The sequence below is a fragment of the Martinezella lusitana genome, assembly GCF_900094565.1.
Taxonomy (GTDB): domain Bacteria; phylum Pseudomonadota; class Alphaproteobacteria; order Rhizobiales; family Rhizobiaceae; genus Rhizobium; species Rhizobium lusitanum.
The window spans coordinates 119135-144087 of sequence record NZ_FMAF01000004.1; the positions used below are offsets into that span (position 1 = coordinate 119135).

The window sequence follows — 24953 nt, forward strand, 5'->3', positions numbered from 1 at the left end:
TTGCCCCATGGGAGGAGAAACATGATGAAGCGCTTTCTGGCCGCAACCGGCCTCATATCCCTATGCCTTGCATCCGCCGCATCCGCCGAAAACATCTCCATGTGGGTGCGCAGCGGCATCGGCGATTCCTTCAAGAAGGTCGTCGAGGCCTATAATGCCGGCCACGACGACAAGGTCGCGCTGACGGAAGTGCCGTTCTCGGAACTCGTGCAGAAATACGCAACCGCCATCGCCGGCGGCCAGGCCCCTGACGCGTTGTCGATGGACCTGATCTATACGCCGGCCTTTGCCGCCGCAGGCCAGCTCGCGGACCTCACTGATTGGGCCAAGAGCCTGCCCTACTTCAACTCGCTCTCGCCCTCACATGTGAAGCTCGGCACCTATGACGGCCATGTCTACGGCCTGCCGCTGTCGGTCGAGACCTCGGTCTTCGCCTGGAACAAGGATCTCTACAAGAAGGCCGGCCTCGACCCGGAAAAGGCGCCGGCCACCTGGGAGGAGATCGAGCAGAATGCCGAAAAGATCCGCGCGCTCGGTGGCGATACCTACGGCTTCTATTTCTCCGGCGGCGGTTGTGGCGGCTGCATGATCTTCACTTTCACCCCACTCGTCTGGGGTGCGGGCGCCGACATTCTTTCGGCAGACGGCAAGACCGCCACGCTCGACACGCCGCAAATGCGCAAGGCGGTCGGCATCTACCGCGACATGGTCAAGAAGGATCTGGTGCCGGCGGGAGCCGCCAGCGACATTGGCGCCAATTTCCTTAGCATCAGCAACGGCAGGATCGGCCAGCAAAGCATCGGCGCCTTTTCGATCGGCACGCTGATCACGCAATATCCCGATATCCATTTCGGCGTGACGCTGATCCCCGGCGTCGACGGCAAGCCGTCTTCCTTTGCCGGCGGCGACAATTTCGTCATCTCCAAGGGTACCAAGAAGCTCGATGCGGTGAAAAAATTCCTCGAATACACCTATTCGCTCGAGGGACAGAAGATCATGGCGAAGTACGGCAGCCTACCGACGCGTGGCGATATCGCCGATCAGGTGCTACAAGGCCTCGATCCGCGCATGCAGGTGGGCCTCAAGGCCATATCGGTCGCCAAGACGCCCTATACGCTGCAGTTCAACGATCTGATCAACAGCGCCAACGGACCCTGGGCTGGCTTCACCAATGCCGCCATCTTCGGAAGCGACGTCGACGGCGCCTTTTCCAGCGCCCAATCGGAGATGCAGTCGATCATCGACAACGCCCAGTAACATAAACGCGTGAACACCGGGAAGCCTTGGGGCTTCCCGGTCCTTCCATCGCAACATCGGGAGCATTCCATGGCTGGTCCTGGAGCTACAGCAACCGCGCGGCTTCGCAAGCGGCGAAGGCGTGCCGGCTGGCACGGATTTCTCTACATCGCGCCGGCCATGGCGCTCGTCATCGTCTTCTTCATTCTGCCCGTCATCTTCACCGTTTGGATGAGCCTGCATAACTGGCCGCTGCTCGGCAATCCCCGCTGGATCGGCTTCGGCAACTATACGCGCATGGTCTCCGACATACGTTTCATGGCGGCGCTACGGTTTACCGCCTATTACACCGTCATCGTCACCATCGCGATTTTCGCCATAGCCTTTCCGCTGGCGCTCTATGTGGAGAAGCAGCGGCCCTTCGTCGGCTTCTACCGCACCATCATCTTCCTTCCCGTCGTTGTCGGGCTTGCGACGGCCTCGCTGCTCTGGGTCTGGCTCGCCAATGTCGACAGCGGCTTTTTCGCGCCGGTGGCGCTGGCGCTCGGTCTGGCCGACAAGAGGCCGAACCTGCTGGCCGACTTCGACATGGCCTTCGCCACGATCATCGTCATGGTCGTTTGGAAAATCGCCGGTTTCACCATGATCATCCTTCTCACCGGCCTGCAGGCAATCCCCTCCGAACTCACCGAAGCCGCCCGCATCGATGGCGCAAAACGCTGGCAGCGCTTCCGGCATCTGACCCTGCCGCTGATGCGCCGCACCATCGCGCTCGCGCTGATCATTTCCATCACCGGCTCGGTGCTCGCCTTCGACCAGTTCTACATCATGACCAGCGGCGGGCCGCAAAACCGAATGATTTCCGTTGTTTACTACATTTTCAACCAGTCCTTCGTGTCCTTCAATCTCGGCTATGGCGCCGCACTCTCCATCGCACTGCTCGTCATTCTCGTGCTGATCAGCATCGTCCAGCTCTGGCTGCTGCGCGTCGGGGAGGATCGGCCATGATCAGCGCAAAGGAGCGCCGCGCAAGGCGCAAGCTTTGGGGCGGTGTCGGCTATCACGGCATCGGCGTCATCATCGTCATCTTCTTCTTCGCACCCTTTGCGATCGCGCTCCTGTCTTCGTTCCGGCACGGTAGCGAGGCGAGCCTTCCGCCGCTGCCACCCTGGCCGACGACGGGCTTCAGCTTCGATGCCTATCGTTCGCTCGATGGCTTCGGCGCCGGCATCGTGCAGCACACGCTGAATTCGCTCTTCGTCTCGCTCGGCACGGTGCTGCTGACCGTCATCGTCAGCCTGCTCGCCGGCTACGGCTTCTCGCGCTATCAATTCCCCTTCAAGGGTGCGCTGTTCATATTGGTCATCGCAACGCTGATGATCCCCTTTCAGTCGATCCTGACGCCGCTTTTCATCATCCTGGCGAAGCTTGGCCTCAACAATTCGCTGATCGGGCTGACGCTGGTCTACGTGACGCTGCAACTGCCCTTCTCGGTCTTCATGATGCGCAACGCCTTTGACGCGGTGCCCAAGGAAATCGAAGAGGCAGCCCGCATCGACGGCGCGCGCGACCTCAGGCTTCTCTTCCGCGTGCTGTTTCCGCTGGTGCTGCCTGGTGTGGCAACGGTTGCGATCTTCGCCTTCCTGAATGCCTGGAACGAGTTCCTGGCAGCGCTGATCCTTCTCTCCAGCAACGAGAAATTCACCCTGCCGGTGCTGATGATCGCCGTCAGAACCGGGCGCCTCGGCGCCGTCAATTGGGGGGCGGTCCAGGCCGGCATCGCTGTCATGACCATCCCCTGCGTCATCGTCTTCCTGCTTCTGCAACGCTACTACATGCGCGGCCTGATGGCCGGCGCGGTGAAATGACCCCTTCAAACAAATGGATGAAAGCCATGTCAGACAAGCAAAGCCGCCAGTTCCGCCCCCTGCCCGTTCCGAATGTCGAGCTCGCCGGTCTGTTCGGTGAGCGCCAGGATGCAATCTGCAATTCGACCGCAGCCACCCTGCTCGACCGCTGCGTCGAGGCCGGCATGATCCGCGCTATCGATGTCGACCAGCCGAGCCCGGGCATCATCATTCCCTTACAGACATGGTCGGGCTCGACGCAGATGTTCTGGGACAGCGATCTCGGCAAATCGATCGAGACCATCGCCTATTCGCTCTACCGCCAGCCCAATCCGGAACTGGAGGCGCGCGCGGACGCCATCATCGACATGTATGGCAAGATGCAGGACGAGGACGGCTATCTGAATGCCTGGTTCCAGCGCGTCCAGCCCGGTCGCCGCTGGACCAATCTGCGCGATCATCACGAGCTCTATTGCGCCGGCCATCTGATCGAAGCGGCCGTCGCCTATTATCAGGCGACGGGCAAGCGCAAGCTGCTCGACATCATGAGCCGCTTTGCCGACTACATGCTCACGGTCTTCGGCCACGGCGAAGGGCAGCTTCGCGGTTATTGCGGCCATGAGGAGGTGGAGCTCGCGCTCGTCAAGCTCGCCCGCGTTACGGCTGAGAAGAAGTATCTCGATCTTGCCAAATACTTCATCGACGAGCGCGGTCAGGAACCGCATTTCTTCACCGAGGAAGCGCTGCGCGACGGGCGCGACCCCAAGAAATTCGTACAGAAGACCTATGAGTACAATCAGGCCCATCAGCCGGTCCGCAACCAGACCAAGGTTGTGGGGCATGCCGTGCGCGCCATGTATCTCTATTCCGGCATGGCCGATATCGCCACGGAGTATAACGACGACACGCTGACCTCGGCGCTGGAAACGCTGTGGGACGATCTGACGACCAAGCAGATGTATGTCACCGGCGGCATCGGCCCGGCCGCCGCCAACGAAGGCTTTACCGACTATTACGACCTGCCGAACGAGAGCGCCTATGCCGAGACCTGCGCCTCTGTCGGCCTCGTCTTCTGGGCCAACCGCATGCTCGGGCGCGGCCCGAACCGCCGCTATGCAGACATCATGGAGCAGGCGCTCTATAACGGCGCGATGGCCGGATTGTCGCTCGACGGCAAGACCTTCTTCTATGAAAACCCGCTGGAGAGCGCCGGCAAGCATCACCGCTGGACCTGGCATCATTGCCCCTGCTGCCCGCCCAACATCGCCCGCCTGCTCGCTTCGGTCGGCTCCTACATGTATGCCGCCGCAGACAACGAGATCGCAGTGCATCTCTATGGCGAGAGCAAGGCCCGCGTGCCGCTGGCGAGCGGCGTGACAGCGACGCTTGTCCAGACGACGCGCTATCCTTGGGATGGGGCCATCCATTTCGAGGTCAACCCCGATCGCAACGCAGATTTCGCACTGTCGCTACGCATACCGGAGTGGGCCGAAGGCGCAACGCTTGCCGTCAACGGCAAGTCCGTCGATCTCCCGGCCGTTACCATCGACGGCTATGCCCGTATCGAACGCGAATGGCAGGCGGGCGACAAGGTCGACCTCAACATTCCGCTGATCCCGCGTACCCTGTTCGCCAATCCGAGGGTTCGCCAGGATGCCGGGCGCGCTGCCCTGATGCGCGGCCCGCTCGTCTATTGCGTCGAGACCACGGATAACGGTCACGATCTCAACGGCATTTCGCTCGCCGGCGATCCGGCATCCGCAAAGACGGCGGAAATCGCCGCCCTCGAAGGCGCCGTTGCGCTCGATATTCCGGTCACGCGTGATGAGGCTGACTGGGGATCGGATCTTTATCGGACGACACCGCCGAAGAGCCGCGCCGCCACTGCGCGCTTCGTTCCCTATCATCTCTGGGACAATCGTGAGCCGGGCGAAATGCTGGTCTGGATCCGCGCCGGTCAGAGCCATGGGGCCTGACATGACAAAGAACGGCATGAGGCTCACCGGCGTCCGCAAGAGCTTCGGCGGGCTGGAGGTCATTCACGGCATCGATCTCGATGTGCCGGAGGGCGCCTTCGTGGTCTTCGTCGGACCGTCCGGCTGCGGCAAGTCCACCCTGCTGCGGATGATTGCCGGGCTGGAGGAAGTCACCGACGGCGAGATCGCCATCAAGGGTCGCGATGTCACCGATCTCGATCCCTCCGAGCGCGGCATCGCCATGGTTTTCCAGTCCTACGCGCTCTATCCGCATATGAGCGTGCGCGACAATCTCGGTTTCGGGCTGAAAATGGCCCGGGCCGATGCGGCCGAGATCGAACAGCGGGTGGGCTCCGCCGCCGCGATCCTCAAGATCGACCATCTGCTCGATCGACGTCCGGGCCAGCTCTCGGGCGGCCAGCGCCAGCGCGTCGCCATTGGCCGGGCGATCGTGCGCAAGCCGGAGGTCTTCCTGTTCGATGAACCGCTGTCCAATCTCGATGCCGAACTTCGGGTATCCATGCGCATCGAGATTGCCCGGCTGCACCGCGAGCTCGGCAATACGATGATCTATGTTACCCACGATCAGACCGAGGCCATGACGCTCGCCGACAAGATCGTCGTCTTGAAGGACGGCCGGATCGAACAGGTGGGCAGTCCGCGCGAGATCTATGAGGATCCCGCCAACAGCTTCGTCGCCGGCTTCATCGGTTCGCCACGCATGAACATGATCGAAGCCATATGGTCTGGCGAAGGGATGGCGAAGGTCGGCAACGGCAACATCAAGGTCGATCTCGCACAGCACAGGCCGGCTCCCGGCGAAAGCCTGCTGCTCGGCATGCGCCCGGAACATTTGATCGTGGCATCCGATCGGGAGGATGCCGTACGGGTCACGGTCGACGTCACCGAATATCTGGGCGGCACCCGCTATCTCTATTGCCAGACGGAAGATGGCCAATCACTGATCGCCGAATATCGTGATGGGCCTGATATCGAGCGCGGCGATACGCTCTATCTGCGCTGCCCATCCGAGCGGCGGCGCTATTTCGACAAGCAGGGCGGGCGACTTCGCTAAGCCGCATATTTCCATCGCATCGGCACGCTAATCATTTGACGAACAAGGATGATTTGAGGAAAGTTGCTGATGGAGATTTCATGCCGTGCGCCTGTCCTGTCCAGGACGATGCGCGATATCAAGCCGGAAGGGTCTTATGGCGAAGACATATGATTTCATCATTGCCGGCGGCGGTTCGGCTGCCTGCGTCGCAGCCATGCGGCTTATACGCGATTTCGGCTTCTCCGTGCTCATCATCGAACGCGGCCCGCGCAACACTGCCAAGCTGATGGCCTTTCCCGCCGGCTACATGAAATATCTCGCCCGCGACGATTTCCTCGAAATGCATCATACGGTCGCCCAGCCGCAGCTTGGCGGACGCGGCCCGATCGTTCCCGTCGCCAAGGCGCTCGGCGGCGGCAGTGCCGTCAACGCCATGGTCTACATGCGCGGCCAAAAGGAAGACTACGACCACTGGGCCGCCCATCTCGGTAACGGTACGGAATGGTCCTATGCGGACATGCTGCCGCATTTCAAAGGCATCGAGGGCAATACCCGCTTCAACGACGACTATCACGGTATTGCCGGCAACCTACGCGTCTCTGAACCCGGTTATACGTGCGATACGACCCAGGATTTCCTGCTCGCAGCCCAGGGCCTCGGCCATCCCTACAATCCGGATTTCAACGGCGCCAGGCAAAACGGCGTCGGCATCATGCAGCACACCTATGGATTATGGGGCGGCAAGACGGAACGTTCCGATGCCAAGAAGGCCTTCCTCGATCCGCTTGCCGGCGATGAGCGGCTGGATATCGTCACCGACGCCCGCGTCGATCGCATCGTCATCGAAAGCGGCCGCGCGACTGGCGTCAGTTACACGCAGAATGGCCAAACGCACACGGTCAGGGCCGCCCGCGAAGTTCTCCTCGCAGCCGGCACCTATAACAGCGCCAAGCTGATGATGCTCTCCGGCATCGGACCGGCCGATCACCTCCGCAACCATGGTATCGACGTCGTGCGTGATCTTCCAGGCGTCGGCGCCAATCTGCAGGATCATCACGAGGTCCCGGTCATTGCCACCACCAAGGGCAAATCCGGTTATTTCGGCGAGGACAAGGGCTGGCCGATGTTGCGCAACGGCCTGCAATATCTCCTGTTCAACTCCGGCCCGGTCACGACGACGGGCATCGAATCCTGCCTGTTCTACGACCCCGATGGCGGCGAACGGCCGACGATCCAGCTCTACTGCGCGCCGATCGTCTATCTCGACCGCGATGTCTCCTCGGCAAAGCCGACCTACGGCGTCACCTTCACCTCGTGTCTGCTGCGGCCGAAAGCGCGCGGCAGCGTCAGGCTGCGCTCGGCCGATCCGGCGGATCAGCCCTTGGTCGACTGCAATTTCTTCGGCGATCCCGACGATCTGCGGCTGACGCTCGCCTCGCTGAAGGTCGCCCGTCAGCTATTGGAAACCGAACCGTTCAAATCGAAGATATCAGATGAGATCCTGCCCGGACGGGCGCTACAGGACGAAGAGTCGCTGGCCAAATTCGCCGGCCAGACGGTCAAGACCAACTACCATCCCTCCGGCAGCCTGCGCATGGGGCCAGAGAGCGATCCGATGTCAGTGGTCGACGGAACGCTGCGCGTGCGCGGCATCGAAGGTCTCAGGGTCATCGATTGCTCGATCATTCCTTTTATCCCCTCGGGCAATACCAATGCACCTGCCATGGCGATTGGCTCGAAGGCAGCTGAGATGATCGCGAGGGGTTATTGAACTTGGCGCGATACTAGAATTCCCACGGCGATATCAGTTCAAGGCCTGCAGTCTCAAATTCAGATAAATTGCGAGTCGCCAGGCGTCCGCCATTTACGCGCGCTATGGCAGCGATCATGCCATCCGCCGTCGACATCGGCCGCCCTTGTCGTTTCGCGACTCCTATGATCTCTCCATAAACCAACGCAGCCTCTTCGGTGAGGCCGAAAAGCCGATCGGCAAACCGGCGGCGCCATTCGGACAATCGTTGCGCCAGCCGTGCCGCACGTTGATCCGGTAAGATCTTCTGAATACCGAAGGCGATTTCGCCGATAACCGCGGTTGAGAGCGCAACCTCCGCATCATACCGACCAAGCCACGAGATCACAGCCGCATCAGGCAGCTTTCGGAACGCTTCCGAGACGACATTGGTATCGAGAAATATCACAGATCTATTCCGTGATTAGCTTGCCGTCCTTCGCGGATGACGGCCTCCAGATCGATATCCTCGCCATCGCTCAGAGCCATACGAGCATAAAAAGACGATGCGGGTTCACGGCCGGCCTCGCGAATTTCGTAGGATTCCAGCGCGCGTTCGACGATATCGGCAATGGTGCGGTTCTCGCGCCGGGCAAGCCGATGAGCGAGGTCCCGTGCCTTGGCGCTACGAACAGATAGTTGAGGTTCAGCCATATTGGTCTCCTATCCCACCAATATAAGCCCCCTCTTATCTAGCCATCAAGATGGCATCCGATGGCTAGATGGCAACACCTAATTGATGTGTCATGCCGGCTCGAACAACGGCTCGATCACCATTTCCGGCACAAGAACGAGGCCCTTGTCGGTGATGCGGATTTCCGGAATGACGGAAAGGGGGATGAGGTTGAAGCCCATATAGGCGATGGTGCAGCCGGCCTTCTCCCATTCGACCTTCAGCGCCTTCACCTCTTCCGCAACCTCATGCACGCGCTTGTCGGAGAGCAGCCCGGCGATCGGCAGCGGCACCATCGCCGTTACCTTGCCGTCCATGACGACGCAGACGCCGCCCTGCACGGCCTCGATCGCATCGAGAGCGACCTTCATATCCGCCTCGTTGGTGCCGGCGATGATGATATTGTGGCTGTCATGGCCGACGGAGGAGGCAACCGCCCCCTTCTTCAGGCCAAAGCTGTTCAGGAGACCATGGGCCACGTTGCCCGAGGACTTGCCGTGACGCTCGACCACCGTGACGAAGCAGAGCCCGTGACGGTCGAAATGCGTCTGCCAGTCGTTTGCCGGCTCGAGCTCGACCGTGACATGCCCGAGCGTGATGCCCGGCAACTCGGTCTTGATCGTGTGGGCGATCACCGCTCCGGTCGGCAGCTCCGGCGTCAGCTTCAGCGCCTTCGGCAGCTTCACCGTGTGATAGGCCGCTTCCGGATAGCGGTAGGGATTGGACAGCGCCGCATCAAGAACCGGGGTGATCTTGCGGTCTTCGACCACCAGCTCCCCGCCATACCAGGTGCTGACCGGCTTCAGGTCATCGGTCAACAGCACCAGATCGGCGCGGCGGCCGCCGCCGAGACCGCCGATTTCGCTTTCCATGCCGAAGCGGGTCGCGCCGTGCAGGGAGCCCATCGCCCAGGCCTGCTCTGGCGTCATGCCGGCCTTGACGGCCTCTCGCGTTACCCAATCGAGACCGAAGAGCAGAAGGTCTTCGGCATCGCGGTCGTCGGTGCAGACGGCGATGCGCTTATGCGACGCGCCGAGCTCGGTGATGGTCTTGATGGCATGCGGCAGGCTGTGCCAGGGCGTTGTCGGCGGACCGCCGCGCAGGAACAGCCAGATGCCGGCCTCCAGCAGGTCGTCGGCGATTTCCCGGTCGATGGCTTCGTGCGTATCCGTCACGCCGGATGCCGCATAGGCGGCGACGAATTCGCGGCCATAGACATGACCCGAGACCGGCCGTCCTCGCTCGAGCGCCGCCGCCAGGATCGCATGGCTGCGCTCGTCGCCCATCGCCACCTGCACGAAATCCATCTTTTCGCCGAGCGCCAAGGCTTCCGGCCATTTGTCGAAGAGATCGGCGATCTTTTGCGGTGTCAGATCGCCGCCCGCCGTCTCCAGCTGCGGCGAGGTCGCAGGCACCGTGCTCGGCACCGTCAGGAAGATCGACAGGGGCGCATGGCGTGCATCCTCCAGCATCGCCTCGACACCGGCGACATCCATCACATTGCCGATCTCATGGCTGTCGCAGAAGATGGTCGTCGTCCCGTTCAAGAGAGCGGCCTCGGCATAGGCGCAGGCCGTCACCATGCTGGACTCGATATGGATATGCGGATCGACCAGGCCGGGCGCGATGATCCCTCCCCTGGCGTCATAGAGCTTGGCGCCGCTGCCCCGGTAACTGCCGGCCGGCTTGACGGCGGCGATACGGCCGCCCGCAACCCAGATTTCCTTGTCAGGCAGGATGCGCTCCGAATAGGTCGACAATACGCGCGTACCCTCGATCACCAGATCGGGCTCGCGGCGGGCCGAGGCAACATCGGCAAGCGTACACGTCATGGTCGAAAGCGGCTTGACGGAAAAACGTGTGAGCGTCATCGGATATCCAATTCGAGATCAGTGATAATCGGGTATGCCCGGCATGGTGCGGAAGCCTTCGATGGCACGGAAACGCCGCACCCAACGGCGCAGGGCCGGATAGTCGTCGTGATCGATACCATAGTCGCGGCTGAGCGCGAAGGATGGAAACAACGTCAGATCCGCAAGCGTCGGGCCGTCGCCGACGAACCATTCGCGGCCATCGAACTGGCGCAGCGTCATGTGGTCGTCCATGATGCGGAAGGCCTTGCGCGCGCCGACATAAAGGGCTGTTTCATCGCCCGGCGTATCGAACAGGGATTTCAGCCGTGCGGCCACGGCGGCCGCAAGTGCTGTCGCCGAAAAATGCAGCCACGTCACAGTCGCGCCGAAGGCGGGCGCATCCTCCGGCAGCCAGAGGCGCGAGGGATCGTAGGCCTTGGCGAGATAGGCAAGGATAGCCTCAGTGCCATGCAGCACGAGGTCGCCGTCGCTCAGGACAGGCATCGTTCCCAGGGGATTGAGCGCCAGCATGGCCGGCTTCGTCTCTTCGTGCCCGGGAAACATATCGACGGCGACCGTCGTATAGGTGAGCTTCAGCATCGAAAGCAGCAGGCGGACGCGATAGCTTCCCTCGTCCATCTCGTAATTATAGAGCGTGATGCCGGCCATCAGGCGACCTCCGCTTTCTGCTCGAGGTCGAAACGCAACCTCTCGGCCCAGACAGCATAGTGCTTCTGCTTGGCGCCGGCATGCACGGCAGGCGCACCGGCAATAACGATATGCAGGGCGGTCTTGTTCGGCGAGATGTTTTGCAGCGCCACCAGTAAGCGATCATCGCCCACCTCGAGCAGGCCGAGATTGGCGCCCAGGTCGCTGAAGCCGCTCCTGGGCAATGCAGCAGCGACATCGTCCGGGCAGCGTTCGATATAGAGGCTGCGCACCGGGGTCACCTCGGTTACGCCGTCGATGTCAGGCAGCGCAGCCTCCCGCGCGGCCGTCGCCCAGACGATCCCGTATTTCTCCTCGGCCGCATAGGTCGGCACCTTGATGGTCTGCGGCACATCAAGGGTCGGATGCGCCGGGATATAACGACATTGCCCGGCGGTATCGTACTGCCAGCCGTGATAGAGGCAGGCGATGTGATCGCCGCGAACGAAACCGAAGCTCATGCGCATACCGCGATGCGGACAGCGATCCTCCCAGACATGAGCCTTGCCGCTATTGTCGCGCCAGACGACGATCTCGCTGCCATCGACCACGGCGCCGGCCGAGGTTCCAGCCTCGATCGACGCCGAAAGCGCCACCGGCACCCATCCTGCTTCCAGTTTCATAAGCCACTCCGCTCGATATCGAGAATAACGCAATCGTAGGGCCCGAGGCTGCAGGCCATTTCGAATGCGTCGACAAGATCATTCTGGCCCCTTACGGCAAGCGTCGCGGATCGCGCATCGCAGGCCCCGACCTCGATGTCCAGATCCAGCCGGCGCGCACGATGCCGGGCAAACTCGACGAAACTGTCGCACACCATCCGCCCCCGAAAGACAAAACGCGCCGCCTCGATCATGCCGCAGACAGTCCGCTCGTTCTATCCATGCCCACATTACGCATCAAAAATGCCCACTTTGCATAAAAAATAAACATGCTTCAGTTTTAGGCATTCTAGCCGCGCTGCCTTTTGAAATTCAAGAGGCTTTGCGGAGCGGATCGATATCGACCAACAGACATCGGACAGATCACCGCGCGGCAACTGGCATAATTGTTGCGTCGATTACACCCGGGCGCCGTTGCGCACCTAATCAAAAGAGGGGTCCCATGATCGACTTGCGTTCGCTTTCCCGTCGCGGATTTTTAAATATGAGCGCCGCTGGTGCGGCGTCCTTGATGCTGCCTGCAGGCCTTGCCGGCCAGGCCTATGCCGCAGCCTCTTTCCCGGCGATCAAGGAAGAAGATGCGGTCGTCGGCTTCGGTCATGTCGGCCCGATTTCGGACGAAGGCTGGACTTGGGCGCATCACCAGGGCCTGCTCGCGGTAAAGGCGGCCTATCCGAAGCTGAAAAAGATCCTCGAAGTCGAAAACATCCCCTACTCCGCCGATGCGACCCGCACCTATCGTCAGTTCGTCAACGAAGGCGCCAACATCATTTTCGATACCTCCTCGAACGGCGACTTCCTGCATGCCGTCGTCAAGCAGGCACCCGCCGTCGCCTTCCTCGAATGCGACGGCCGCGTCGATATGGATAATCTCGGCTGGTACTATCTGGCCCATTGGTATCCGACCTACGTCATCGGCGTTGCCGCCGGTCATCTGTCGAAGTCCGGCAAGCTCGGCTATGTCGCCTCCTTCCCGGTCGCCTCGGTGTTTGCCTCGACCAACGCCTTTCTGATGGGCGCGCGCTCGGTCAATCCGAATGCGACGCTGCAGACCATAGCCATCAATTCCTGGTTTGATCCGCAGGCGGCAACGCAGGCCGGCACGGCGCTGATCGACAATGGCTGCGATTTCCTCTTCGGCATCATGGACGAAGCCGGCTATCTGCAGGTCGCCGAAAAACGCGGCGTCTGGGCGGCCATGTGGAACACCGACATCCGCCGCTACGGCCCGAACTCCTACGTCTCGTCCGTCCTCATCGATTTCAGCAAGTATTATGTCGATCAGGTCGGCAAGCGGCTAGCCGGCACCTGGACTCCGACCAATACGCTCTTTGCCATGGGTTCCGGCGTCGACCGCGACAAATGGGGCGAAAAGGTTCCGGCCGATGTTGCCGCTGCTGCCGATGCGGTGCGTGACAAGATCGTCGGCGGCTGGTCGCCCTTTGCCGGTGAAATCAAGGATTCGACCGGCAAGGTCCGCATCGCCGCCGGGCAGACGATGACCGATAACGACCTCTATAATTGGGATTGGTCCGTCGAGGGCGTTACCGGGCTCAGCGTCTGAACAAGCCAATTGCGAATTACGCCTCGGCCGATCTGCGGCCGAGGCCTATCCCATGACTGTCTGGTATGCATTTGATGACCGAAACAGCGACACCCTTTTCCGCTCCCGCGGGCACACCGCCACTGGTCCAGCTCAAGGGCATCGCCAAGTATTTTCCAGGCGTCATCGCCAACGAGAATGTCGATCTCGAGGTTTTACCCGGCGAGATCCATGCGCTGCTTGGCGAAAACGGCGCCGGCAAATCGACGCTGATGAACATCCTCACCGGCATCTATCAGCCCGACGCCGGCGAGATCATCATCGATGGCTATGCCAAGCATTTTGCGACGCCCCTTCAGGCGATCGCCGCCGGCATCGGCATGGTGCATCAGCATTTCAAGCTGGTGCAGGCCTTCACCGTCGCCGAGAACATCCATCTCGGCTGGTCGGAGACGCCGCGGCGCGCCTCCGCACAGGTGCTGGAAGCGCGCACGGCATCCCTCGCGGAAAAATTCAATCTTCAAACCCGCCCCGGCGCGCGCATCAGCGATCTTTCGACGGGTGAGCAGCAGCGTGTCGAGATCCTGAGAGTGCTCGCGCGTCAGGCGCGTGTTCTCATTCTCGACGAGCCGACCGCCGTGCTGACGCCGGCAGAAGCCCGCGAACTCTTCAGGGCACTGCGCGAATTCGTCTCCCATGGCAACGCCATCATCTTCATCAGCCACAAGCTTGATGAGGTCATGGAGATTTCCGATCGCATCAGCGTTCTGCGCGGCGGACGCAAGGTCGCGACCGAAAGGACGGCCGATTGCAATGCCCGCATGCTTGCCAAGCTGATGGTCGGCCGCGATATCGTGCTTGCCGACATGCGCCAGCGCGCCGCCGGCGCCGCGCCGATCTCTGCGAAACCCGTGCTGAGCCTGGAAAGCGTATCTGCACAGAATGACGCCGGTACCGAGGCGCTGCATGATGTTTCGCTTGCGGTTCATGCCGGGGAAATCCTCGGCATTGCCGGTGTCGCCGGAAACGGCCAGCGCGAATTGAGCCAGGTGCTATCAGGCATGCGGCAGATCGGCAACGGGCGCATCCTTATCGATGGGCGTCCAGTCGAGCACAGCAATGCGGCTGTTTTCGCTGACAATGGCATCGGCCATATACCGGAAGACAGGCTGCATAGCGGCCTTGCCCCTGCGCTCAGCATAACCGTCAACGCCGTGATGCGCGAGTACAAGAAGTCGCCGGTATCAGCCGGCGCGGTCTATCGTCCGGGCGGAGCGACCGCACTTGCCAAGGAGATTGCGGCGGCTGCGGATGTGACCATTCCCGACTTCAACATGCCGGTCCGCAATCTTTCCGGCGGCAACCAGCAGCGCCTCGTCGCCCGACGTGAGATGCGTATCGCCAACAAGGTTCTGATCGCTGCCTATCCAAGCCGCGGCCTCGACGTCGGCGCCATCAACACGATGCTGCGCTACATCGTGGAGCTACGCGATGCCGGCGCAGGGATCGTGCTGATCTCGGAGGAACTGGAAGAACTCCTCAATCTCTCCGACCGCATCGCCGTGCTCTACGAAGGCAGGATCATGGGAATAGTCGACAACGACAGGACCGACATCGACCAGATCGGCCTGCTGATGGGTGGACGCGCCCTTGCGCGCGAGGTTGCCTGACATGAGCATGTCCTGGCGTCTTCACCGCCTACCCTCCGCCTCGCCCGCCAAGGCATTTGCCGCCCGCATCGTCGCTATCCTGCTGGCGCTCGTGTTTGCCGGGCTGGTTTTGGCGGTCACCGGCGCAAAGCCGCTCGAGCTGGCTTCCGAGGTGATCGATTCGAGCCTCGGCTCCAGTTTCGGCCTTCAGGATCTCGGTGTTCTGCTGGTCCCTCTCATCCTGACGGGACTGTCCGTCGCCGTCGGCCAGCAAATTGGCATCTGGAATATCGGTGCCGAAGGTCAGTTCTATGCCGGTGCATTCGGTGCTGCCGTGGTCGGCCTCTTCGTGCCCGGCCCGCCTGTCGTGATCCTGCCGTTGATGTTTCTTGGCGGCCTCCTCGGCGGCCTTGTCTGGATCCTTATCCCGACGCTGGCGCGCGCCTATGCCGGCGTCAATGAGCTGATCACTACGCTGCTGCTCAATTTCGTCGCTGTGCTTCTGGTGTTCTACGTCTCGACCAGCGCCTGGCGCGACCGCACGGCGAATTCGGCAACCGGGCGATTGTCGGCCGAAATACCGGAGCTTTGGGGCTCCATCCATTGGGGCTTTCCTGTCGCCATCCTTGCCGCCATCATCGTCGCCGGCCTGCTGGCTTTCTCGCGCTGGGGCTACGAAGTGCGCCTCGTCGGCTCCAACCCGGCTGCGGCCCATTATGCCGGCATACCGGCGCGGCGCCACCTGATCACGGTCATGCTTCTGTCCGGTGCCATAGCGGGGCTTGCCGGCATGCTGGAGATCGCCGGCACGGTGCATCGCCTGCAGGGCGGTATTTCCAACAATTACGGCTATCTCGGCATCATGGTCGCGGTGCTGGCGCGCAACTCCGCCATTGGCGTTATCTTTTCAGCGGCGTTGATGGCCTTCATCCTGAATTCCGGCATCGTCCTGCAAACCCAGGGGCTGACGACGTCGGCGGTGCTCGCGATCACCGGGCTCATCCTGTTCCTGACGGCGATCGGCGATGAGCTCGCCCATTATCACATCGCCCGCGACAAGGCTTGAAAGGACAAGAGACCATGGATCTTCTCACCGGCCTCCTGACCACAGCCTTTCTCGCAGGCGGCGTGCTGGCGCTGGCTGCTCTCGGCGAAGTGCTGGCCGAACGGGTCGGCGTCGTCAATCTCGGCGTCGAGGGACTGATGGCAATGGGGGCGCTGACGGGCGTTGCCGCAACGACGATCTATCCCTCGCCGACGCTCGGTTTTCTCGCGGCCTTGATCGTCGGCGCATTCTTCGGCGCGATCTTCGCCGTAGCCACCGTTCTCCTGCGTGCCAACCAGGTGCTATGCGGCCTGGCGCTGACTTTGATGGGCAACGGCATTGCCTCCAGCATCGGCCGCGCCTATTCTGGCATGCCGGTGCGCGCCACCTTTTCCGGTATCGAAATCCCGCTCCTCAGCGATCTTCCTATCCTCGGCAAGGCCTTCTTCTCGCAGAACATCCTCGTCTATCTGATCTATATCATCCTGCCGGTAGCGCTGAGCTACCTCATGTTCCGCACCCGCCACGGCCTCAATCTGCGCGCCGTCGGCGAAAATCCGGCGGCGGCGGACGCGGCCGGCATTTCGGTCAACCTCATCCGCTGCGCCTACGTCATGGCCGGCTCAGCCCTTGCCGCCGGCGCGGGTGCCTACCTGACGCTTGCTTTCGTGCCGTCCTGGTCCGACGGGGTGGTCGCCGGTCGCGGCTGGATCGCGGTGGCGCTGGTGATCTTTGCCGGCTACCGGCCGATCCCGGCCGTTCTGTCGGGCTTGCTGTTCGGCCTCATCACCGCGCTCGGCTTCGTCGGCCAGGCGCGCGGCTGGCCGATCGCACCCGCCTTCCTGTCCATGTTGCCCTATCTCGGCACGATGGCCTTCATCATCGTGCCGGTTCTGGCATGGCAGCGCATGCGCCGTATCATGGCCGCCCCGGCCGCCATCGGCCTGCCCTATTATCGCGATGTCCGCTAAGGTGCATCGACGGACAAGAAAAAGGAGCCTCGCATGAGCCAATGTTTGGACAAGGCAGCCCTCGATCAATGGTATGCGCTGGAAACGGAAAACGAGATTCCCTTCGGAACCTCGGTGAACCGTCTTCTCGGCACCGACCTTACCGTGACGCGATCGAATGACGGGACACTGGTCGTAAATGCCGAGGGACGCGCCGAGCCATTGCCGCTGATCCACCGCTTCGGCCTCGTCTGGACGACGCTCGGCACGCCGGCCGGCGGGTTGTTCGACTTGCCCGAAGCCGATGAGCCGGATCGCCGCGTGGTCAATTGCGGCACGGTGGCGGTGCGGGCCTCGGGGCTCCGGATCGTGGAAAATTTCCTCGACCTGGCGCATTTCCCCTTCGTGCACACCGATATTCTCGGCGCCGAGCCGCACACCGAAGTGGCGCAGTACAATGTCGAGATCCGCCGCGACGTCGACGAGGTCTGGGCGACCAATTGCCAGTTCTTCCAGCCGCAGGCGGCACTTTCGGCCAGCGAAGGCATCATGACGGATTATATCTATCGGGTGATGACGCCGTTTGCGACGCTGCTCTACAAGACCTGCCCGAACGCCGCCAATCGTTGGGACGTCATCTGCCTTTTCGTGCAGCCGCTGGATCCGGATCGTTGCCGCGCCCATCCGGTCATGTTCCTGATCGACGACGTCTCGACGACGACGGAACTGGTACATTTCCAGCAACTTATCTTCCTGCAGGACCGCATCATTCTTGAAAACCAGCGCCCGGTGCTGCTACCGCTGGAGCCGCGGGCGGAAATCCCGACTCGCGCCGACGCCACGTCGATCGCCTATCGGCGCTGGCTGAAGGAAAAGGGCATTACCTACGGCACCACCATGATGGCTGCCTGAAATAGAGAACAGCGATGGATTTGCGTGGCAAGACCCTGAGCGCATCGGGCTTTCATTCACCCGTGCGCGGCAAGATCGACATTCTGGATGATGTGCTGATCGAGATCGATGTAGCCGGCGCGATCAAAGCGATCCATCGTTACGGTGACCCCAACTATCGGACCATTCGCGACGCCCGCGAAGCCACCGGTGAATTGGTGACGCTGCCGAACGGCTCCTATCTTCTGCCAGGTTTCGTCGACCTGCATGTGCATGCGCCGCAATACCCGCAGCTTGGCGACGCGCTTGACGTTCCGCTGGAAGCCTGGCTGCAGAAACACACGTTCCCGCTGGAGGCACGCTATGAGGACCTTGTCTTCGCACGCCATGTCTATGGCCTGCTGGTCGACGACCTCCTTGCCAACGGCACGACGACGGCGTTGTATTTCGCCACCATACACCAGCAGGCGACCCGGGCGCTGGTCGATATCTGCCTCGAAAGGGGCCAGCGCGCCCTGATCGGCAAGGTGGCCATGGACAATCCGCAGGAATGCCCCGACTACTATCGCGACGCCTCGAGCGATGCGGCGCTGGAAGGCACTCGCGCACTCATCGATTATGTGCGCGGCCATCCCGACAATGGCGAAAGCCGCGTCCTGCCTGTGGTAACGCCGCGCTTCATTCCCTCCTGCACGGATGCAACGCTCGAAGGGCTCGGCGCGATTGCCCGGGAATGCGGCTGCCATGTGCAGACCCATTGTTCGGAGAGCGATTGGGAGCATGGCTACGTGCTTACCCGGCACGGCATGACGGATACCGAGAGCCTGGACCGCTTCGGCCTGCTTCGGCGCGGCACGGTATTGGCGCATGCGAACTTCCTGACCGCTGGGGATATGGAGACGATCAAGGCGCGCGAAGCAGCCGTTGCGCATTGTCCGCTTTCGAACGCCTATTTTGCCAATGCGGTCTTTCCGTTGCGGGCGGCGCTGGAAAAGGGCCTGCATGTCGGCCTCGGCACGGATATTTCCGGCGGGCCCAGCGCGTCGATGCTGGAGAATGCCCGCGGCGCGATCCTCGTCTCGAGGATGCTGCAAAGCGGTGTCGATCCGAACGTGCCGGCCGAAAGCCGCTCCACATTCGGACCGGCGCAGATCGATTTTCGCGATGCCTTTCATATCGCAACGGCCGGCGGCGGCGCGGCACTCGATCTGCCGGTCGGGCAGTTTACGCCCGGCTATCAGTTCGATGCCATCGTCATCGACACCGCCCACGAGAAGGGCACGGTGCGGCTGTTCGAGGATCGCGATGCCGGAGAAGGCATCCTGCAGAAGATCATTTACACCGCCTCGCGGCCGAATATTGCGGCCACCTGGGTCGGCGGCCGCAGCGTCTAGCCCGGTTTGCGCGCAGCCTTGCTCAAGCAGCCTTGCTGATGCGCACCGGAATGGACTTGTAGGAAGGCGTGCCGCTTTCCTTGTCCTGATAGTCAAGCGGGATCAGGCAATTGGCTTCCGGATAATAGGCAGCGACGGAACCCTCCGAGATATCGTAGGAAATCGCCGTCAGCTTTAACAGCCGCTTGCCGCCGGAAGGCAGCGCCGTCTCGATCTCGACGAGATCGCCATGCTCCAATCCCTTGGCCTCAAGGTCCTTGTCGTTCATGAACAGGACATCACGACGGCCGAACACGCCGCGATAACGGTCGTCGAGGCCGTAGATCGTGGTGTTGTACTGATCATGGCTGCGGATCGTCGCGAGCTTGAGGATACTTGAATCCGAAAGCGAGATGTCCTCATTAAGGCCGGAAAACAGCTTGAACTCGGCCTTGCCGGAAGGCGTCTTCCAGACGCGCTCCGTCGCCGGGAGCGGCAGGCGAAAGCCGCCGGGCACGCGGATGCGCTCATTGTAACGGGCGAAATCAGGATAAACGATTTCGATCTTGTCGCGGATCAGGTCATAGTCGGTGACCAGTTCCATCCACGCGACCTTGCTTTCCGGCAAGGTAGCCTGCGCCATGGCCGCAACGATGGCTGGCTCTGAACGTAGCTCCCCCGATGCCGGCTTCAGCCTGCCGCGCGAGGCATGCACCATCGACATCGAGTCCTCGATGGTCACCGATTGCGGGCCGGCGGCCTGAACGTCCTCTTCGGTGCGGCCAAGCACTGGCAGCAGGAAGGATTCCTTGCCGATCAGAAGATTGGAACGGTTAAGCTTGGTGTTCATGTGAACAGCAAGGTCCAGCCTGCGCATACCCTCGGCGCACATCTCGGGATCCGGAAGCGCGATCGAAAAATTGCCGCCGAGGCTGAGCAGCACCTTCGAGCGACCTTCGGCCATCGCCTGCATGGCGGCAACCGCATCATGGCCGTGATGGGCCGGGGACTTGAAACCGAAGGCGCGCTCGATGCCCTCAATCAGCGCGGCATCCGGCTTCTCGGTGATCCCGACGGTACGATTGCCCTGCACGTTGGAGTGTCCGCGCAGCGGGCAGATGCCGGCGCCAGGTTTACCGAAATTGCCGCGCAGCAGCAGAAGATTGGCGATCTGCTGCACATTCGCAGTGCCCTTGGCATGCTGGGTGATACCCATGCCGTAGGCGACGATCGTTGCCTTGGATTTGGCATAGGCGGCGGCGACCTGCTCCAGATCGGCGCGGGAAAGACCCGATACGCGCTCTATATCAGCCCATTCCGTCTGCTTGATATCGGCAACCAGCGCGTCGAAACCGCTGGTATGCTCGGCAATGAACGCATGATCGAGCACGTCTTCCGAAGTCTCGGCAAGTGCCAGAACGCCCTTCATGATACCCTTGAGCGCAGCGGCATCGCCGCCGATCTTCACCTGGTAGTAGGAGGAGGCGATCCGGGTCGATCCGAAGGTTCCCATTTCGATCGGGCTCTGCGGGTCGGCGAAGCGCTCCAGCGCCCGCTCCTTCAGCGGATTGAACACGATGATCGGCACGCCGCGGCGCGAGCACTCGTGCAGTGTGCCCATCATGCGCGGATGGTTGGTGCCGGGATTGTGCCCCATCGAAATGATCAGGTCGCACTGATCAAAATCGTCGAGCGATACCGTGCCCTTGCCCATGCCGATCGATTGCGGCAGACCGACACTGGTGGCCTCATGGCACATGTTCGAGCAATCGGGGAAATTGTTGGTGCCGTATTCCCTCGCGAAGATCTGGAAGAGGAAAGCCGCCTCGTTGGAGGCGCGGCCCGACGTGTAGAATTCGACCATATCCGGATTGGGCATGCTGCGCATGACTTCGCCGATGCGGGTGAAGGCATCTTCCCAAGCAATCGGCTTATAAGTGTCGCTTGCGCGATCGTAGACCATCGGATGCGTCAGCCGACCGGAATTCTCCAGATCATAGTCGCTCCAAGTCAGGAGTTCGCTGACCGTATGCTCGGCGAAGAAATCCGGCGTCACGCGCTTGTTTGTCGCTTCCCAAGTGACTGCTTTCGCACCATTTTCGCAGAATTGGAAGGTGGAGGTATGCTCCTTGTCGGGCCATGCACAGCCGGGGCAATCGAAACCCGTCGGCTTGTTGGTGCGCAGGAGCAGGCCGGGCGCCTCGGTGACTTCCATCTGGTCACGGACCGCCTTGGCGGTGGCCTTGAGCGCTCCCCAGCCGCCGGCCGGGCTGTTGTAGGCACGGATCCCAGGGACTTCACGCTTATGCGCCATTGCACGCTCCTTTGGTTATCCCGCGGCTTCCTCCCAAAGGTCGGGCCTTAACGAATAAGCGCGAGCCAAGAGGGAGTAAAGTCCAATCAGTGGGCACTCGATCAGACAAGCGCGGCGCGATGCGACGATGGCATGCCTCCGGCATTCGAGATCGGCATCTGAGGTCAGCAAGAAACTCAATTCTTGAACACCAGGCAAGTGCCGCCCTGTTGCCGGACCTGCGTGCAAACGGCATCCGCCTCGGCACGCGTCTGCCTGCCGATACGCGCGGCAAAGCGGATGCGCCGGCCGAAATCCGCATTACGCTGACGCACGATCAGCGGCTTTTCCGCGTTCAAGGGAGACTGCAACTTTCGGACATTTGTCGCGAAAAGGTTGCGGGCGGCATTAACCTGGAAATGCTCTGCCAATTGAGCGCCCCAGGGTGCCCATGGCCGCTCTTGCTCCAAGGCGACCTGCTTCAGCCGCCGACTTCCAGCAAGGGCAACACAGGATTGAACAAAGGGCTTGCCCTTGTCCAAGTCCGGCGCGGCGACGTCGGGCGGTCCATCGCGCCACTCCTCGACCGTATGCGCGGTGATCGCGCTCACATAGCTGCGCGTCTCATAGGGAAGATCGCCGGAATTCAGAAAATTCGCCAGGCCCGCCTCGCCGGCATTGTAGGCGGCGGCGGCCAGCCCGAGATTGCCGAACCGGTTGCGCAATTCGTCGAGATAGGAAGCTGCCTTGCCCAGCGCTTCGAGCGCATCATAGCTGTCGCGGACGCCGCGAAGCTTTGCCGTCCCAGGCATGAACTGGGCAATGCCTTGAGCGCCTTTCGGGCTGACGGCATCCGGCCGAAACGTGCTCTCGCGCCAGACCAGCCGAGCCAGATAATCCGGCGGCAGACGGTTGATGCGGGCGAAGTAATCGATAGCCGCACAGAGATCCCTGTTATAACTTTCCTTGCGAATGCAGAGCGTCTCGCCCGTGCGCGTGATCATCGGGCCGGAGACGCAGGCCGGTGGCGCAACGCTCCATTCCGGCTGCGCGCTCGCAGGGCGAAGGGCCGAAGCCACGACGACACATATAATGGCAAAGGCGACCACGCCGCCGACAAAGCCTGCTCGATGCTGCCTGCCTGCCATCCGTGCGATATCCGTCCAAGCCAGTTCGATCGCATAATTGCGATCTCTTCATAGCATCGATGGGCTGCAGCGAAAACCTTTGACGGCGTGATGTTGCTGCCGGCGATTATCCGGCGAGACGTCCGCCGCGCATGGGCTCCGGCGCACCCGTCGTGCCGGGGAAGCTGATCGGCAAGCCGCGCAGCACACGCACGGCCAGAAATGCAAAACATTCCGCTTCAACGGCATCGCCACGCCACCCGAGGTCTTCGGCAAAGATCGGCTCTACACCGGCGCGGCTTTGCATCATCGACATGATCGTCGGATTGTGACGGCCGCCGCCACTGACGACAACCTTCTTCGGCCGGCGCGGCAACAGATCGAGCGCCTTGCCCACGGCGCCCGCCGTGAAGGCCGAAAGCGTTGCAGCACCATCTTCAGGGCTGAGCCCATCCGCCATCGAAGCACCGAAATCGAAACGATCCAGCGACTTCGGATAGGGTTTGCTGAGATAGGGGTGCTGCAGCAACTTCTCGAGCCGCGCCTCGTCCACTTTGCCAGCCCGACCGAGCGCGCCGTCGCGGTCCATCTCGCCGAGACCATGGGACTTGATGAAATCATTGAGCGGTGCATTGGCAGGGCCGGTGTCGAAGGCGACGAAATTGCCCTCGCCGTCCCACCACGTGATATTGGCGACGCCGCCAAGATTGAGGATAGCGGTCTCGCCAGCCGCGCCCGCGCCGCGCAGCAAGGCGGTGTGGTAGACGGCGGCAAGCGGCGCACCCTGGCCACCGGCGCGCATATCGGCCGAGCGGAAATCATAGGCGACCTTGGTGCCGAGGATGGACCGCATCAACTCGCCATCGCCGAGCTGGCGCGTCTGCCCCAGCCGATCTTTCTGTGGTGCCCGATGCAGCACGGTCTGGCCGTGGAACCCGACAACGCCGATGTCTGCCATGGTCATGCCGTTGCTCTCGACCAATTGCCTGACAGCCTCCGACTGCGCCCGCGTCAGGGCCTCTTCCGCCTCCTTGAAGATCGCCGGCTCGGGGCCGTCGAAATTCCATGCCCGCGCTTGCCGCAGCGTCTCCTCCAGAAGCGTCCGGATCCAGTCGGGATAGGGAGCCAGAACATAGGGGCCGAATTCCTCGATCCGCTCGCCATCCGTCTTCAGCATGGCAACATCGATATTGCCGTCGAGAACGGTTCCGGTCATCAGACCGACTGCCCATATTGGTTCCATGATCAGGCTCCTAAGCTGCGTTGACGCGATCGCCGACAGTTTGACGAAGCGTCAGGATGCCACTGTCGAAATGGCGTGTCGGATGAATGCGGTTGGTGAGCAAGGTCCAGGCCCTGCCCTTGTCGAAATCGATCCAGAGGCCGGTGCCGGTGAACCCTGTGTGGCCGATCGTCTCCGGCGAGCACAGCGTCCCACCGGACCAACCGTCATGGGCGCGCTCCCAGCCATGCGTGCGTGTGGCCGAAAGCGGTGCGCGCATCAATGCGATCGAGCGGGCTGATGCGCCGCTGCCATCGAGCAAGCGCCCGGCAAAATCGAGGATTGCCGCTGCCGTTCCGAATAGCCCGGCATGGCCCGCACCCCGAAGAGCGGAGCAATTATCGTCATGGACTTCGCCCGACAAGACGCGATGACGCCACGTGCAGTCTTCCGTCGCGGCCGCCTGATCGGGCTCGGCGGAAAAGGCAAAGCCCCGCCCCGGGTCCATGGCGCGGATCGTCTGGCCGGTCAGGCGTTCGAGCGCGAAGCCGAGAAGAATGAAATTGATATCGGAATAGACGGGTGGGCCGGCCCGCCATTCGCGCTGCAGGATGAAAGCGCGCAATAGGTCCGGATCGTGGCCGTAGGTATAGATCGGCTCGACCGCCGGAAAAGGCGTCTGATGACCGAGGCATTGGCGAAAGGTCACCTTTCGCTCCCATGCCTCGGCGCTGTACTGACGCAGATCGGGCAGAAGTGTCGTCAGCGGCGCATCGAGATCGATGGTGCCGGCCTCCGCCAGCGCCAGGATGCGCGATGTGGTGAAAATGACCTTGGTGAGCGATGCGAGATCGAACCATGTATCGACCAGCATGGGCCTGACGCTCGGGACCTTCTGCGCCGAACCGACGGCACGTACCAGCCGGTTGCCGTCGAGATCGACCATGCCCAGAACGCCGCCCGGAATGCGCGTTGACGCGACGGCCTGTTCGAGCGGCGAAAAGGCCCGATCGAAACGCTCCTCAAACTGCATACCCTCTCCCGTCATATCTCGCCTTC

Annotated in this window: 22 protein-coding genes; 12 read left to right on the forward strand and 10 right to left on the reverse strand. The window is 61.8% G+C overall.

The window, feature by feature from the left end; translation table 11 throughout:
- Positions 1 to 21 precede the first annotated feature (21 nt).
- The 6 genes from GA0061101_RS09930 to GA0061101_RS09955 all read left to right on the forward strand — a co-directional run bounded on the left by GA0061101_RS09930 (position 22) and on the right by GA0061101_RS09955 (position 7887).
- Positions 22 to 1257, forward strand: coding sequence for an ABC transporter substrate-binding protein (locus tag GA0061101_RS09930; protein WP_037192278.1), 1236 nt, complete (start codon positions 22 to 24; stop codon positions 1255 to 1257).
- A gap of 69 nt (positions 1258 to 1326) precedes the next feature.
- Positions 1327 to 2244 (forward strand): carbohydrate ABC transporter permease, encoded by a 918-nt coding sequence (locus tag GA0061101_RS09935; protein WP_037192280.1) that lies wholly within the window; start codon positions 1327 to 1329, stop codon positions 2242 to 2244.
- Positions 2241 to 3104 carry a carbohydrate ABC transporter permease gene (locus GA0061101_RS09940; protein WP_037192282.1) on the forward strand — a complete coding sequence of 288 codons (864 nt, stop codon included), beginning with the start codon at positions 2241 to 2243 and terminating at the stop codon, positions 3102 to 3104. Before GA0061101_RS09935 ends, GA0061101_RS09940 begins: the two co-directional genes overlap by 4 nt.
- A gap of 26 nt (positions 3105 to 3130) precedes the next feature.
- Complete coding sequence (locus GA0061101_RS09945) at positions 3131 to 5059, forward strand: glycoside hydrolase family 127 protein (protein WP_037192284.1); 1929 nt, start codon at positions 3131 to 3133, stop codon at positions 5057 to 5059.
- The gene (locus GA0061101_RS09950; protein ID WP_037192285.1) at positions 5049 to 6134 is read left to right on the forward strand and encodes an ABC transporter ATP-binding protein; all 1086 of its coding nucleotides are present in this window, start codon (positions 5049 to 5051) and stop codon (positions 6132 to 6134) included. Before GA0061101_RS09945 ends, GA0061101_RS09950 begins: the two co-directional genes overlap by 11 nt.
- Positions 6135 to 6270: 136 nt before the next feature.
- Entirely contained in the window at positions 6271 to 7887 is a 1617-nt protein-coding gene (locus tag GA0061101_RS09955; protein WP_037192286.1) for a GMC family oxidoreductase, read from the forward strand.
- A gap of 13 nt (positions 7888 to 7900) precedes the next feature.
- Here GA0061101_RS09955 and GA0061101_RS09960 read toward each other — a convergent pair whose 3' ends face one another.
- From GA0061101_RS09960 to GA0061101_RS09985, 6 genes are all read right to left on the reverse strand, one after another.
- Positions 7901 to 8314 (reverse strand): type II toxin-antitoxin system VapC family toxin, encoded by a 414-nt coding sequence (locus GA0061101_RS09960; RefSeq protein ID WP_037192287.1) that lies wholly within the window; start codon positions 8312 to 8314, stop codon positions 7901 to 7903.
- The gene (locus GA0061101_RS09965) at positions 8311 to 8559 is read right to left on the reverse strand and encodes a plasmid stabilization protein (protein ID WP_092573571.1); all 249 of its coding nucleotides are present in this window, start codon (positions 8557 to 8559) and stop codon (positions 8311 to 8313) included. The genes GA0061101_RS09960 and GA0061101_RS09965 overlap by 4 nt, the downstream gene beginning before the upstream one ends.
- 90 nt (positions 8560 to 8649) lie before the next feature.
- Positions 8650 to 10449 carry an adenine deaminase gene (locus GA0061101_RS09970; protein WP_092573572.1) on the reverse strand — a complete coding sequence of 600 codons (1800 nt, stop codon included), beginning with the start codon at positions 10447 to 10449 and terminating at the stop codon, positions 8650 to 8652.
- 18 nt (positions 10450 to 10467) lie between these two features.
- On the reverse strand, positions 10468 to 11100 hold the full coding sequence (locus GA0061101_RS09975) for a glutathione S-transferase family protein (protein ID WP_037192290.1): 633 nt from the start codon (positions 11098 to 11100) through the stop codon (positions 10468 to 10470).
- Entirely contained in the window at positions 11100 to 11762 is a 663-nt protein-coding gene (locus GA0061101_RS09980; protein ID WP_037192292.1) for a Rieske 2Fe-2S domain-containing protein, read from the reverse strand. Before GA0061101_RS09980 ends, GA0061101_RS09975 begins: the two co-directional genes overlap by 1 nt.
- Positions 11759 to 11995: a hypothetical protein gene (locus tag GA0061101_RS09985; protein WP_234903846.1), complete on the reverse strand. Its 237-nt coding sequence runs from the start codon at positions 11993 to 11995 to the stop codon at positions 11759 to 11761. The genes GA0061101_RS09980 and GA0061101_RS09985 overlap by 4 nt, the downstream gene beginning before the upstream one ends.
- Before the next feature lie 248 nt (positions 11996 to 12243).
- Between GA0061101_RS09985 and GA0061101_RS09990 the strand changes: the two genes are divergently transcribed.
- From GA0061101_RS09990 to guaD, 6 genes are all read left to right on the forward strand, one after another.
- Entirely contained in the window at positions 12244 to 13365 is a 1122-nt protein-coding gene (locus tag GA0061101_RS09990; RefSeq protein ID WP_037192293.1) for a BMP family ABC transporter substrate-binding protein, read from the forward strand.
- Positions 13366 to 13439: 74 nt separating this feature from the next.
- The gene (locus GA0061101_RS09995; protein WP_037193151.1) at positions 13440 to 15014 is read left to right on the forward strand and encodes an ABC transporter ATP-binding protein; all 1575 of its coding nucleotides are present in this window, start codon (positions 13440 to 13442) and stop codon (positions 15012 to 15014) included.
- A gap of 1 nt (position 15015) precedes the next feature.
- On the forward strand, positions 15016 to 16059 hold the full coding sequence (locus GA0061101_RS10000) for an ABC transporter permease (RefSeq protein ID WP_197072728.1): 1044 nt from the start codon (positions 15016 to 15018) through the stop codon (positions 16057 to 16059).
- A gap of 14 nt (positions 16060 to 16073) precedes the next feature.
- Complete coding sequence (locus GA0061101_RS10005) at positions 16074 to 17009, forward strand: ABC transporter permease (RefSeq protein WP_037192295.1); 936 nt, start codon at positions 16074 to 16076, stop codon at positions 17007 to 17009.
- 33 nt (positions 17010 to 17042) lie between these two features.
- The gene (locus GA0061101_RS10010) at positions 17043 to 17900 is read left to right on the forward strand and encodes an aromatic ring-hydroxylating oxygenase subunit alpha (RefSeq protein ID WP_037192298.1); all 858 of its coding nucleotides are present in this window, start codon (positions 17043 to 17045) and stop codon (positions 17898 to 17900) included.
- A 14-nt stretch (positions 17901 to 17914) separates the two neighbouring features.
- Entirely contained in the window at positions 17915 to 19273 is a 1359-nt protein-coding gene (gene guaD / locus GA0061101_RS10015; protein ID WP_037192301.1) for a guanine deaminase, read from the forward strand.
- Positions 19274 to 19295: 22 nt separating this feature from the next.
- Here the strand turns inward: guaD and GA0061101_RS10020 are convergent, their stop codons facing one another.
- The 4 genes from GA0061101_RS10020 to GA0061101_RS10035 all read right to left on the reverse strand — a co-directional run bounded on the left by GA0061101_RS10020 (position 19296) and on the right by GA0061101_RS10035 (position 24942).
- Complete coding sequence (locus GA0061101_RS10020) at positions 19296 to 21566, reverse strand: FdhF/YdeP family oxidoreductase (RefSeq protein ID WP_092573573.1); 2271 nt, start codon at positions 21564 to 21566, stop codon at positions 19296 to 19298.
- A 176-nt stretch (positions 21567 to 21742) separates the two neighbouring features.
- Positions 21743 to 22693: a lytic transglycosylase domain-containing protein gene (locus tag GA0061101_RS10025; protein ID WP_037192307.1), complete on the reverse strand. Its 951-nt coding sequence runs from the start codon at positions 22691 to 22693 to the stop codon at positions 21743 to 21745.
- Between the two features lie 106 nt (positions 22694 to 22799).
- Positions 22800 to 23915 (reverse strand): anhydro-N-acetylmuramic acid kinase, encoded by a 1116-nt coding sequence (locus tag GA0061101_RS10030; protein WP_037192311.1) that lies wholly within the window; start codon positions 23913 to 23915, stop codon positions 22800 to 22802.
- A gap of 10 nt (positions 23916 to 23925) precedes the next feature.
- Positions 23926 to 24942 carry a serine hydrolase domain-containing protein gene (locus GA0061101_RS10035; RefSeq protein ID WP_092573574.1) on the reverse strand — a complete coding sequence of 339 codons (1017 nt, stop codon included), beginning with the start codon at positions 24940 to 24942 and terminating at the stop codon, positions 23926 to 23928.
- Between the last annotated feature and the right edge of the window lie 11 nt (positions 24943 to 24953).